At 68.9% G+C, this 11,768-nt stretch carries 11 protein-coding genes and 1 riboswitch; of the genes, 4 read left to right on the top strand and 7 right to left on the bottom strand.

Annotated elements, in window-relative coordinates; genetic code table 11:
* Positions 1–179, bottom strand: a 179-nt coding sequence (locus tag ACLQ6X_RS10245; RefSeq protein WP_411700065.1) for a DeoR family transcriptional regulator, incomplete at its 3' end; no start/stop codon positions are given.
* A gap of 62 nt (positions 180–241) precedes the next feature.
* Here ACLQ6X_RS10245 and galT point away from each other — a divergent pair.
* Positions 242–1,342 carry a galactose-1-phosphate uridylyltransferase gene (gene galT / locus ACLQ6X_RS10240; protein WP_411700063.1) on the top strand — a complete coding sequence of 367 codons (1,101 nt, stop codon included), beginning with the start codon at positions 242–244 and terminating at the stop codon, positions 1,340–1,342.
* Entirely contained in the window at positions 1,339–2,499 is a 1,161-nt protein-coding gene (galK, locus tag ACLQ6X_RS10235) for a galactokinase (protein WP_411700062.1), read from the top strand. The genes galT and galK overlap by 4 nt, the downstream gene beginning before the upstream one ends.
* A 486-nt stretch (positions 2,500–2,985) precedes the next feature.
* Here the strand turns inward: galK and ACLQ6X_RS10230 are convergent, their stop codons facing one another.
* The 5 genes from ACLQ6X_RS10230 to ACLQ6X_RS10210 form a co-directional block, all read right to left on the bottom strand.
* Positions 2,986–3,468, bottom strand: a complete 483-nt coding sequence (locus ACLQ6X_RS10230; protein WP_411700061.1) for a YbaK/EbsC family protein — start codon at positions 3,466–3,468, stop codon at positions 2,986–2,988.
* Positions 3,461–4,339 carry a bifunctional methylenetetrahydrofolate dehydrogenase/methenyltetrahydrofolate cyclohydrolase gene (locus tag ACLQ6X_RS10225; protein WP_411700060.1) on the bottom strand — a complete coding sequence of 293 codons (879 nt, stop codon included), beginning with the start codon at positions 4,337–4,339 and terminating at the stop codon, positions 3,461–3,463. The genes ACLQ6X_RS10230 and ACLQ6X_RS10225 overlap by 8 nt, the downstream gene beginning before the upstream one ends.
* Positions 4,340–4,450: 111 nt before the next feature.
* The gene (gene glyA / locus ACLQ6X_RS10220) at positions 4,451–5,758 is read right to left on the bottom strand and encodes a serine hydroxymethyltransferase (RefSeq protein WP_411700059.1); all 1,308 of its coding nucleotides are present in this window, start codon (positions 5,756–5,758) and stop codon (positions 4,451–4,453) included.
* Between the two features lie 39 nt (positions 5,759–5,797).
* Positions 5,798–5,877, bottom strand: a riboswitch (ZMP/ZTP riboswitch).
* Positions 5,878–5,954: 77 nt separating this feature from the next.
* On the bottom strand, positions 5,955–7,244 hold the full coding sequence (locus ACLQ6X_RS10215) for a hypothetical protein (RefSeq protein ID WP_411700058.1): 1,290 nt from the start codon (positions 7,242–7,244) through the stop codon (positions 5,955–5,957).
* A gap of 149 nt (positions 7,245–7,393) precedes the next feature.
* The gene (locus ACLQ6X_RS10210; protein ID WP_411700057.1) at positions 7,394–7,960 is read right to left on the bottom strand and encodes a TetR family transcriptional regulator; all 567 of its coding nucleotides are present in this window, start codon (positions 7,958–7,960) and stop codon (positions 7,394–7,396) included.
* 58 nt (positions 7,961–8,018) lie between these two features.
* On the opposite strand from ACLQ6X_RS10210, the gene ACLQ6X_RS10205 reads away from it, so the two are divergent.
* Entirely contained in the window at positions 8,019–9,470 is a 1,452-nt protein-coding gene (locus ACLQ6X_RS10205; RefSeq protein ID WP_411700056.1) for an MFS transporter, read from the top strand.
* A gap of 102 nt (positions 9,471–9,572) precedes the next feature.
* Here the strand turns inward: ACLQ6X_RS10205 and ACLQ6X_RS10200 are convergent, their stop codons facing one another.
* Positions 9,573–10,856: an MFS transporter gene (locus tag ACLQ6X_RS10200; protein WP_411700055.1), complete on the bottom strand. Its 1,284-nt coding sequence runs from the start codon at positions 10,854–10,856 to the stop codon at positions 9,573–9,575.
* Between the two features lie 19 nt (positions 10,857–10,875).
* On the opposite strand from ACLQ6X_RS10200, the gene purU reads away from it, so the two are divergent.
* Positions 10,876–11,733, top strand: coding sequence for a formyltetrahydrofolate deformylase (gene purU / locus ACLQ6X_RS10195; RefSeq protein WP_411700054.1), 858 nt, complete (start codon positions 10,876–10,878; stop codon positions 11,731–11,733).
* The last annotated feature ends 35 nt before the right edge of the window (positions 11,734–11,768 follow it).

Raw genomic sequence — 11,768 nt, 5'->3', positions numbered from 1 at the left:
CCGCCGTGCACCCGCACGATGCTGCCCGCGAGTTCGAGTGCCGTCAGGTCGGAGCGCACCGTCACGGCGCTCACGCCCAGCTCGACGCTCGCGTCGGCGACGCGCAGAAAGCCGCGGTCGACGATGTCTTGAAGCAGGCGCTCGCGCCGGATGATCGTGGGGGCGGAATCGTCCACCATCGTCGTTTGCTCCTTGCGAATACTTGCGAAAAGAAAAGGCTAACTTTCGTTATCGTAATAGCATGACAGATTCGGCGATCGTAAAACGTCCGACCATCCTTGCCGACGGTCGCGAGCTCATCTACTTCGACGCCGCGGACACCACCCTCGGGCCCGACCGCGCGGTCGACGCCCGCGTGCTCGACCCGCGCCCGCAGACCGCGACCATGCGCCAAGACGTGCTCACCGGCGAGTGGATCTCCATCGCCTCGTCGCGCCAGAACCGCGTGTTCCTGCCGCCGGCCGACCAGGATCCGCTGGCGCCCGCGACGCCGAACAACCCCTCGGAGGTTCCGAGCAACTACGACGTGGCCGTGTTCGAGAACCGCTCCCCCTCGTTCGGCCCGGGCATCGGCGCCGAGTTCACCCTCGACGAGCTCGACGCCGTGGGGCTCGGCCGCACACTGCCGTCGATCGGCCGCTGCGAGGTCGTCTGCTTCAGCCCCGAGCACGAGGGCTCGTTCGGCAGCCAGACCGAGTCGCGCGCCCGCACCGTTATCGAGGCGTGGGCCGACCGCACGGCCGCGCTGTCGGCGATGCCCGGCATCCAGCAGGTGTTCCCGTTCGAGAACCGCGGCGAGGCCATCGGCGTCACGCTGCTGCACCCGCACGGGCAGATCTACTCGTACCCCTACGTGACACCGCGCACAAAGAGGCTCGTCGAGTCGATCGAGAAATTCGGCCCCCACCTGTTCGAATCCATTCTCGAGAGCGAACGGGCATCCGAACGCGTCGTGATCTCGGGCGAGCACTGGACCGCCTACGTTCCCTTCGCGGCCCGCTGGCCCATCGAAGTGCACATGCTGCCGCACCGTCACATCCCCGACTTCGCGGCGACCAACACCGAGGAACGCGACGAGCTCGCCGGCCTGTACCTCACGCTGCTGCGCGGCATCGACAAGCTCTACGACACCCCGACGCCGTATATCGCGGCCTGGCACCAGGCGCCGGTCAACGTCGCGCGCGACGACATCCGTCTAATGTTGCAGGTCACGTCTCCGCGTCGCGCCGAGAACAAGTTGAAGTACCTCGCGGGGTCGGAGGCGGCCATGGGCGCCTGGATCGGCGACGTGACACCCGAAGCAACAGCAGCATTCATTCGAGAGGCAATCGCACGAGTATGAGCGACATCAGGGACGACGTTAAGGCCGACTTCACCGAGCTGTTCGGCTACGAGCCGGAGGGCGTCTGGTCGGCTCCCGGTCGCGTGAACCTCATCGGCGAGCACACCGACTACAACGAGGGCTTCGTGCTGCCGTTCGCGATCAACAAGCGCACTGTGCTGGCCCTCGGCATTCGCGACGACGGTGTGCTGCGCATCGCCAGCTCGTTCGCCGACGAGGTCGCCGAGATCGCCATCGCCGACCTCACCCCGTCGGCTCTGAGCGGCTGGTCGGCCTACCCGTTCGGTGTGGCCTGGGCGATGGGCCAGTTCGGCGGCGACCTCGCGGGCGTACCGGGGGTCGACATCTACATCGACTCGGTCGTGCCCGTGGGCGCCGGCCTCTCGTCGAGCGCCGCGATCGAGAGCGCCGTCGCCCTCGCCCTCAACGACGTGTGGCAGCTCGGCTTCGACCGCCCCACCCTCGCCAAGATCGGCCAGCTCGCCGAGAACAAGGCCGTGGGAGCGCCCACCGGCATCATGGACCAGTCGGCATCGCTGCTCGGCAAGCGCGACTCGGCCGTGTTCCTCGACTGCCGCTCGCTCGACGCCGAGGTGATCGACCTCGGGTTCGCCGCGGCGGGACTCGAACTGCTCATCATCGACACCGGTGTGAGCCACTCGCACTCGACCGGCGGGTACGCCTCACGCCGCGCCTCCTGCGAGGAGGGCGCCCGGGTCATGGGCGTTCCCGCGCTGCGCGACCTGCACGTCGACGACCTCCCGCGCGCGCAGGAGCTGCTCGACGACGAGACCTTCCGCCGCGTGCGCCACGTGGTCACCGAAGACCAGCGGGTGCTCGACACCGTGCGCACCCTGCGCGAGCAGGGGCCGACCGCGATCGGCGAGCTGATGGATGCCTCGCACCGCAGCATGCGCGATGATTTCGAGATCAGCGTGCCGGAGCTCGACCTCGCCGTGGAGACGGCCCTCGCGAACGGCGCTATCGGCGCCCGCATGACGGGAGGCGGCTTCGGCGGAGCGGCGATCGCCCTCATCCCGAGCGACGCCGTGTCGCGACTGCAGGTCGCCATCGACGGCGCCTTCGCCGAGCACGGCTTCGGCCAGCCGGTGACGTTCACGGTGAGCGCGGCCGACGGGGCCGTGCGCGAGAGCTAGCCCGCCCTCACCCGGACGACGCTGTCGAGTCGGCGCACCGCTGTCGCGTACGCAGCAGCCCGGCGTCGATCGCACAGCGCTGGCCGCCGGTGCGGCGTGGGGCGGTGTGGGGCCGGCGCACGACAGGACGACATGGCCTCGGCGCGCGCTCGACAGGATGGCTTGCCGGGGCCGGAGCCACGGCATCCTGTCGAGCGGGTCACGCTGATTGGGCAGGGCGCTCAGCGACCGTATCGAAACCGCCCGCGGCATTCGATTGCGTCACATGGGGCACTCAGGGCACCCTGCTGCCCCAAATGACGCAACCCGGCAGGAACGCGGCGGCGCAGCTCGACGGGCGGGGTCAGCGGACGGCGCCGAAGAGGTTGACGTCGAAGAGCGCCACGGCGATGAAGCCGACGGCCAGGACGATCGCGAGCACGGCAGCGAGGCCGACCAAGAACTTGCCACTGGAGAAACTCATGGCTCCACCCTAGCCGGGTGGCGTCAGGCTGCGGCGGGCGGGACCACCGGAGTCTCGGTGCCCGCCGTGATCGAGACCAGCTGGCCGTAGCTGAGCGGGAAGACCGTGTGCGCGTGACCCGCGGCCGCCCAGATCTCCGGGTAGCCGGCAAGATCGGCGTCGACGAAGGTGCGCAGGGGTTCGGGATGGCCGACCGGGGCGATTCCGCCGATGACCTGGCCCGTGGCATCCTTCACCGTCGCCGCGTCGGCGCGCGCGAACGTGCCCCCGACCCGTTCACCCAGCCACGCGGTGTCGACGCGGTGGGCGCCCGACGTCATCACCAGCACGGGCTCGCCGTCGAGCAGGAAGACGAGCGAGTTGGCGATCGCGCCCACGGCGATACCGAGGGCGGCCGCGGCCTCGGCGGCGGTCTTGGCGGCGCCGTCGAGCCAGACGACCTGCGTCACCACTCCGGCCTCGGCCAGCGCCGCCTCGACGCGCACGACCGCGGGATGCTCAGGCACGGCGTTCCGCAGCGTAGACGACGTTCACGAGCAGCATCGCGCGGGTCATCGGGCCGACGCCGCCGGGAACCGGCGAGAGGAAGCCGGCAACCCCCGCGGATGCCGGGTCGACATCGCCGACCAGCCGGGCCTTGCCGGTCTCGGGGTTGACCACGCGGGTGATGCCGACGTCGAGCACGGCCGCGCCCGGCTTCAGCCAGTCGGGCTGCACCAGGCCGGCGACGCCGACCGCCGCGACCACGATGTCGGCCTGGCGCACGTAGCTCGCCAGGTCGACGGTGCGGGAGTGCGTGAGGGTGACGGTGGCGTCGAGGCCCTTGCGGGTGAGCAGCAGTCCGAGCGGGCGACCGACGGTGAGGCCGCGACCGATCACGACGACGTGCTTGCCCGAGATGGGAACGTCGTAGCGCTCGAGCATCTCGACGATGCCGGCCGGCGTGCAGGGCAGCGGCGAGTCGAGCTCGCCGGCGACGCCGAGCACGAGGCGGCCGAGGTTGGTCGGGTGCAGGCCGTCGGCGTCCTTGAGCGGGTCCATCAGCTCGAGCATGGCGTTCTCGTCGAGACCGGCCGGAAGCGGCAGCTGGATGATGTACCCGGTGACGGCAGGGTTCTCGTTCAGCCCGACGATCGCGGCGCGCACCTCGTCGGCCGTCGCCGTCTCGGGCAGGTCGACGCGGATCGACTCGATGCCGACCTCGGCGCAGTCGCGGTGCTTGCCCGCCACGTACGAGAGCGAGCCGGGGTCGCTGCCGACGAGCAGGGTGCCGAGACCCGGGTTGATGCCTCGCGCCTTGAGCGCGTCGATGCGCGCCTTCAGTTCGTTCTTGACAGCGGTCGCGGTGGCGACGCCGTCGAGGGTGATTGCGGTCATGTGCACGTCCTAAAAAGCTAGAGCTGGTTGAGTAGGCCGTCCACGGCGGTATCGAAACCTCGGTGGGTTTCGATACGTCGCTGGCGCTCCTACTCAACCAGCGGAAATTTGTTACGCCCAGGAGCCGGGCGACGTGAGGCCCTCGTAGAGAGGGAAGCCGTCGGTGAGCTTCAGCACGCGGGCGCGGAGAGCCGCGACATCCGGAGTCGGCTTGAGGGCCGTCGCGATGATGTCCGCGACCTCCGTGAATTCGACGTCGCCGAAGCCGCGCGTCGCGAGCGCGGGCGTTCCGATGCGCACCCCCGACGGGGTCATCGGGGGACGCGGGTCGAACGGCACGGCGTTGCGGTTCACCGTGATGCCCACCGAGTGCAGGATGTCTTCGGCGTCCTGGCCGTGGATGGCCGCGTTGCGCAGGTCGACGAGCACGAGGTGCACGTCGGTTCCGCCGGTGAGAACGTCGATGCCCGCTGCGACCGTGTCGGCCGCCATCAGGCGCTCGGCCAGGATCTGCGCGCCACGGATGGTGCGCTCCTGGCGGTCCTTGAACTCGGGCTCGGCGGCGAGCTTGAACGCCGTGGCCTTCGCCGCGATGACGTGCATGAGCGGCCCGCCCTGCTGGCCGGGGAAGACGTTGGAGTTGATCTTCTTCTGGATGTCGAGGTCGTTGTTCAGGATGAAGCCCGAGCGCGGTCCGCCGATGGTCTTGTGCACGGTCGACGACGTGACGTCGGCGAAAGGCACCGGGTTCGGGTGCAGGCCGGCCGCGACGAGTCCGGCGAAGTGGGCCATGTCGACCCACAGCTTCGCGCCGACCTCGTCGGCGATCGCGCGGAACGCCTCGAAGTCGAGCTGACGCGGGTAGGCGCTCCACCCCGCGATGAGCACGTTCGGGCGGGTCTCGAGCGCCTTCTCGCGCACGACGTCCATGTCGACCAGGAAGCTGTCGGGGTCGACGCCGTAAGCGTGCGCCTCGTAGAGCTTGCCCGAGAAGTTGAGCTTCATGCCGTGGGTGAGATGGCCGCCGTGCGCGAGCTCGAGACCGAGGATGCGGTCGCCGGGGCTCGCGATCGCCGAGAGGACGGCGGCGTTGGCGGATGCACCGGAGTGAGGCTGCACGTTGGCATAGGCCGCGCCGAAGAGGCTCTTTGCGCGCGAGATGGCGAGAGTCTCCGCGACATCCACGAATTCGCAGCCACCGTAGTAGCGGCGTCCGGGGTAGCCCTCGGCGTACTTGTTGGTGAGCACCGAACCCTGGGCCTCGAGCACGGCGCGGGGAACGAAGTTCTCGCTCGCGATCATCTCGAGGGTGCCGCGCTGGCGGCCCAGTTCCTGCTCGAGAACGGCGGCGATCTCGGGATCGACTTCGGCCAGCGGAGCATTGAATGAAGACGACGGCGAATTGAAGGTAGAGGACACGAGCGACTCCTTGAAAGCGAACGGATGTAACTAAGGTATCCGTTCAGCCCAGGCGTACGGCCGAATCGTGTATCTCGCTCCCTGATGGTTACCCATCTCAACGCCAGTTGCGACCCGTTCAGTGTAGCGAAGAACGGGTGATCGCGGGCAAAAGAAAAGGCCCCCGCGCTCGCGCGCGGGGGCCTCGACGGTGTGACTAGGCGCTGCGACGGCGACGGATCACCGTGACGCCGGCGAACGCCGCGCCGGCGAGCAGCAGGCCGCCCGCGACGAAGAGGCTGGGCGCGACGTCCTGGCCGGTGGCTGCGAGCTGCGGCAGAGCGGCGAGCGCGGTGGCGCGCACGGCCGACACGGCGAGCAGGGTGCCCGTGGCGCTGACCGAGAAGTACACGACCGAGCTGAACGGCGAGCCGTCGGCGTTGGTGCCGGCGAGGGTGATCGAGTGCAGTCCGGGCGCGAGGCCCGCGGGGATCGCGACGGTCGTCGAGAGCGTGCCGCTCGCGTCGATCACGCCGGAGCCGACGACGATCGGGGTGGAACGCACGGTGGCGTTCCAGCCGGAACCAGCCTGGAGGCCGGAGGTGATGAGCACGACCTTGGCACCGGCGACCGCGGCGCCGTTGGCGGCGTCGATCGTGATGGGGGTGATCGAACCGTCCTTGTCGGCGATGACGATGTTCAGGCTCGCCTCTCCGGTGTTCTCGCCGTCGACGATGAAGAAGCCGGTCTTGATGACACTGCTGTACGTGGGCGTTCCCGCGATGTGGATGCGGGGAACGACGCCCGGGGTTCCCTCGTCGAGGATGGTGACCTTGAGGCCGGTGTACGGGTCGATGTAGCCGGGCGCCGGCTCGTTAGCCGACTGCGGTCCGAAACCGATGTAGCCGCCGGACGCGGTGAAATCGAGACCGGCCGTGGTGAACGGGATGTCCTGGTCGACGGCCACGCCGCGGGTGAGTTTCACGTCGGGGGCGCTGAGCGGGATGCTCGGGGCGACCGGGACTGCCTCGACGAGCGCGATCGACGCCTGCACCAGGCCGGCGGTGGTCAGCGCGGGAGCGACGCACAGAACGGAGCCGTCGGCGTTGGCGGTGGCGTCCGCGTAGGCGACCGTGTAGGTGTCGCCCGCGACGAATCCTGCCGCGGCGAGCTCGGGCCCGTTCGCGTAGGGCGCGGTCGCCGTCGCGATGGTCGCGATGGAGTTCGACGGGAGCGGGGTGCCGTTCCTGTACTCGAACATGCAGGCGTCGAAACCGGGGGCGAAGAACTGGTCGGCGCTGTCGGTGAAGATGCCCTGGGCGGTGCGGTCGACGGCGACCTCGGTCTCGGTGAAGGTCGCTCCGGTGACGACCGAGGCGTCGGCGAAGGCCGGCGAAACGGCCGCGAGCGGCGCTGCGACGAGGGCGGTGGCGAGCACGACGACACCGGCGCGGCGAGAGATCGCCGCCGATCGGGTGGCCGTGCGGACAGGGGAAAGGGCGCGCATGTGTGCTCTCCAAGAGTCGTGGGGATGGCTCCGAGCACACAGTACAAAGTCTCGCGTGACGGTTTCTCAGCAGACTACTAGAGGATCGATACGGTCAGTAGCATTTTTGAACCGATCGGCGTGACCCCGTTCGGGGGCCATACGACCGGTCAGGGGGCGAGGAGTTTGGTCGCCGCGCGCACGGCCGTGGCGCGACGCCGCGCGACGGCTTCGTCCGCGTCATCCGCAACCTGACTGACGCCCTCGAGGCGCATCGACGAGGTGGCGATGGTGAAGAGCAGGGTGAAGAGCTCGTGCGCGTCCCATTCGGGGTCGACGAGACCGCGCGCCTGGGCCTCGACGATGGCCGCCGCGTCGCGCTCGATGACGGATGCCGGCACCGCGGGGACGAGGTCGAAGTCGCCTCCCAGGCGGGCCCAGTCCATCATGCGGAAGTGCTCGGGGTGCTGCTGCGCGAAGTCGAAGATGGTGCCCACGAAGCCGGGCAGATCGCTGGAGTCGACGGGGATCGAGTCGGTCACTTCGGACATGTGGTGGTTCAGCACGGCGACGAACAGGGTGCGCTTGTCGCCGAAATAGGCGTAGAGCCGTTCCTTGCTGGCATTGGCGGCTGCGGCGATGCGGTCGACGCGGGCGCCGGCCAGGCCGAATTCCGCGAATTCGCTGCCTGCCGCCACAAGAATTCGTTCTCTGGTCGCTTCGCCGTCGGTTCTCATGGGTATGATCATACATAACCCAACCAACTAGTTCGTTTGACAGGATCCCGCTCTCTACATGTCTTCCCCCTCCACTTCCCCGAACCACCGCTGGTGGCTTCTCGCCGTTCTGGCGCTCGCCCAGCTGATGGTCATCCTCGACGGCACCATCGTCAACATCGCCCTCCCCGACGCCCAGATCGACCTCGGCATGAGCGACGGCGACCGCACCTGGGTCGTCACGATCTACGCGCTCGCCTTCGGCTCGTTGCTGCTGCTCGGCGGCCGCATCGCCGACTACTGGGGCCGCAAGCGCTCCTTCATGGTCGGCATGATCGGCTTCGCCATCGCTTCGGCCATCGGCGGACTCGCCGTCAACACCGAGATGCTGCTCGCCGCGCGCGCTCTGCAGGGTGCCTTCGCGGCCCTGCTCGCCCCCGCGTCTCTCGCCATCCTCACCATCACCTTCCCCGGCGGCAAGGAGCGCATCAAAGCGTTCGCGGTCTACGGCGCGATCGGCGGCGGCGGCGCGGCCGTCGGCCTGCTGCTCGGCGGCGTGCTCACCGAGTTCGCCAGCTGGCAGTGGTGCCTGCTCGTCAACGTGCCGATCGCGGCGCTCGCCATCGTGGGCGCGGTGCTCTTTATGAAGGAGAGCCGAGCGCACGGCAACACCCGCTACGACCTCCCCGGAACTCTGCTCGTCGTCGCCGGACTCGCCGCGCTCGTGCTCGGCTTCTCGCGCGCCGAAGAGGGCTGGGGCCGGGTCGACACGATCGGCTTCCTCGTCGCCGGCGTGATCCTGCTCGCCGTCTTCGTGGTCGTCGAGTCGCGCGTCTCCAACCCGCTGCTCCCCCTGCGCGTGATCGTGAACAAGGTGCGCGGTGGCGCGTTCCTGGTCTCCACTCTCACCGGGGCGGCGCTGCTCGGCGGCCTGCTCTTCCTCACGTTCTACTTCCAGATCGTGCTCGGCTACTCGCCGCTGCAGTCCGGCCTCGCGTCGCTGCCGATGACCGCGGTCATCATGATCTGCGCGACGCTGCTCTCGCAGATCCTGCCGCGGATCGGCGTGCGCCTGCCCATGACCGTCGGCCCGATCCTCGCCGCCGCCGGTCTGTTCTACCTCTCGTTCATCACCGTCGAGGGTGACTACGTCGTGCAGGTGCTGCCCGGCCTGATCCTGCTCGGCGTCGGCCTCGCGTCGGTGTTCGTGCCGCTGCAGAACGTCGCCCTCGCGGGTGTCGAAGAGCACGACGCCGGCGTCGCCAGCGCCGCGGTCTCGGCGACCCAGCAGATCGGCGGCTCGATCGGAACCGCGCTGTTCACCGCGCTGTACACGTCGGCCATCGCCACCTACCTCGCGAACAACCCGCCCTCGCCGACGGCCCAGCTCGAGGCGTTCGTCGACGGCTACTCGGTGGCGTTCATCTGCGCCGCCGCCCTGATGCTCGTCGCGGCACCGATCTCGTTCTTCCTCATCCGGCCCTCGCGGGAAGACCTGCTGAAGAACGCGGGCGCCGTGCACCTGGGCTAGTCGCCCCGCACCACCGCGCGCGTCGACAGGACGCAATGGCCCGGGCGCCCGTCGAACAGGATGAATTCGACGGTGTCGCCCGGGTCATCCTGTTTTCGCGATCTAGGCGATGCGGGCCCGCTTGGCGCGCGCCGACAACCACAGGTTGCTCACGATCATGAAGACCACACCGACGGCGATGATCACCACGTCGACGAACGGCAGCGTGATGATGCCCACCTGGTCGAGCAGCAGCCCGCCGACGAGGGCGCCGAAGCCGATCGCGAAGTTGAACGAGGTCGTGAACAGCGCGGCCGCGAGGTCGCGCATGCGGGCGGATGCCGTGTGCAGCATGCGCGTCTGCAGCATGGCCGGCAGACCGCCGAACGCGATACCCCACACCACCAGCGATGCGACGATGACGACCTGCGAGCCGGACCACAGGGCCATCACGAGCACCGCCACGGCGACGACCGCGGTGGCCACGATCATGCCGCCGCGCGGGAACCGGTCGCTGACCAGGCCGGCGAGCACGAGGCCTATCGCTCCGGCACCGCCGAAGAGGAAGAGCAGGATGGCGATCGAGTCTTCGGCGAAGCCACCCTCGGTGATGAGCCACGGCGCGATGTAGGTGTAGAAGAGGTTGTGGCCGGTCATCACGACGATGATCACGAAGCAGAGCACGATCACGCCGGGAATGCTGCGGTCTTTGCGCAGCGGCATCGGGATCTCGCCGGTCGCGAGGGTGACCCGGTGGTCGACCGCGGGCAGGAAGCGCAGCACGAGGATGGCGAGCACGACCACGATCACGCCGATCGTCGCGAAGGCGAGACGCCAGCCGAGCGCGTGGCCGAGTGCCGTGCCGAGCGGCACACCGAGCACGAACGCGGCGGTGCCGCCGCCGCTCGTGATCGCGACGGCCCGGCCGATCTGATGCTTCGGCACGAGGTGCGCGGCGTAGGCGCCGACGACCGCCCAGAACAGTCCGTGGGCGAGGCCGCCGATGATGCGCGCGCCGACGAGGATCTCGTAGGTCGGCGCGATGGCGGCGAGCACGTTGCCGGTCGCGACCACGAGCAGCACGATGACCACGAGGTACTTGCGCGAGTAGCGGCGGGTGAGCGCCGCGAGCGGCGTGGTCGACACCACAACCGTGCCGGCGAAGATCGTGACGAGCAGACCGATGCGCGACTCGGAGACCTCGAGTTCGCCGGCCATGTCGGGCAGCAGGCCGGTGGGCAGGAACTCGCTCGTGACGGAGACGAAGATCGCCCCGGCGAGAACGAGCAGTCCCGCCCAGGGGAAGGCGGGCGCGGTGGTGGTATTCGAAGCCAACGGCAGAATTCCGTTCGGAAGATGATGGCGCGGTACGAGCCGCGGGATGCCGCGTACGAGCGCGGCATCCATTCCAGAATACTCTTGACCGGTGACTGACACCTCGACGCACTGGATTCTCACCCTCGTCTGCGAAGACCGCCCGGGAATCGTGCACGCGATCAGCGGCGCGATCGTGACCGCCGGCGGCAACATCACCGAGTCCCAGCAGTTCTCGAGCGACGACACCGGCACGTTCTTCATGCGCCTGCAGGTCGAGTCAGCGGCGTCGCGCGACGAGTTCGAGGCCGCTCTCGCACCGGTCACCAGCCGGTACGCCATGACCTGGCAGCTCGACGTGGTGGGCCGCCCGCTGCGCACCCTCGTGCTGGTGTCGAAGGCCGGCCACTGCCTCAACGACCTGCTCTACCGCCAGCGCGCGGGCCAGCTGCCGATCGAGATGCCGCTCGTGATGAGCAACCACCCCGATCTCGAGAACCTCGCGTCGTTCTACGGCGTTCCGTTCGAGCAGCACCCGGTCACGAGCCCCGGCCAGAAGCTCGCCTTCGAAGACCGCGTGCTCGAGGTCGTCGAGCAGTACGACATCGAACTCGTGGTGCTGGCGCGGTACATGCAGATTCTCTCCCCCGAACTGTGCGCTTCCCTCGCCGGCCGGGCCATCAACATCCACCATTCCTTCCTCCCCGGCTTCAAGGGCGCGAACCCCTACAAGCAGGCGCACGCCCGCGGCGTGAAGCTCATCGGCGCCACGGCGCACTTCGTGACGAGCGACCTCGACGAGGGTCCGATCGTCGAGCAGAACGTCGTGCGCGTCGACCACTCGCGCACCGCCGCCGAGCTCGTCTCGATCGGTCAGGACGAGGAGAGCCGCACACTCTCACAGGCCGTGAAGTGGTTCGCCGAGCATCGCGTGCTGCTCGACCGCGCGCGCACCATCATCTTCAAGTAGCGCGCGTACTGCCCGACAGGGCGTTCGCTCCCTAA

The organism is Conyzicola sp. (assembly GCF_046714715.1).
Taxonomy (GTDB): Bacteria; Actinomycetota; Actinomycetes; order Actinomycetales; family Microbacteriaceae; genus Conyzicola.
This window is presented reverse-complemented; position numbering and strand designations above follow the sequence as displayed.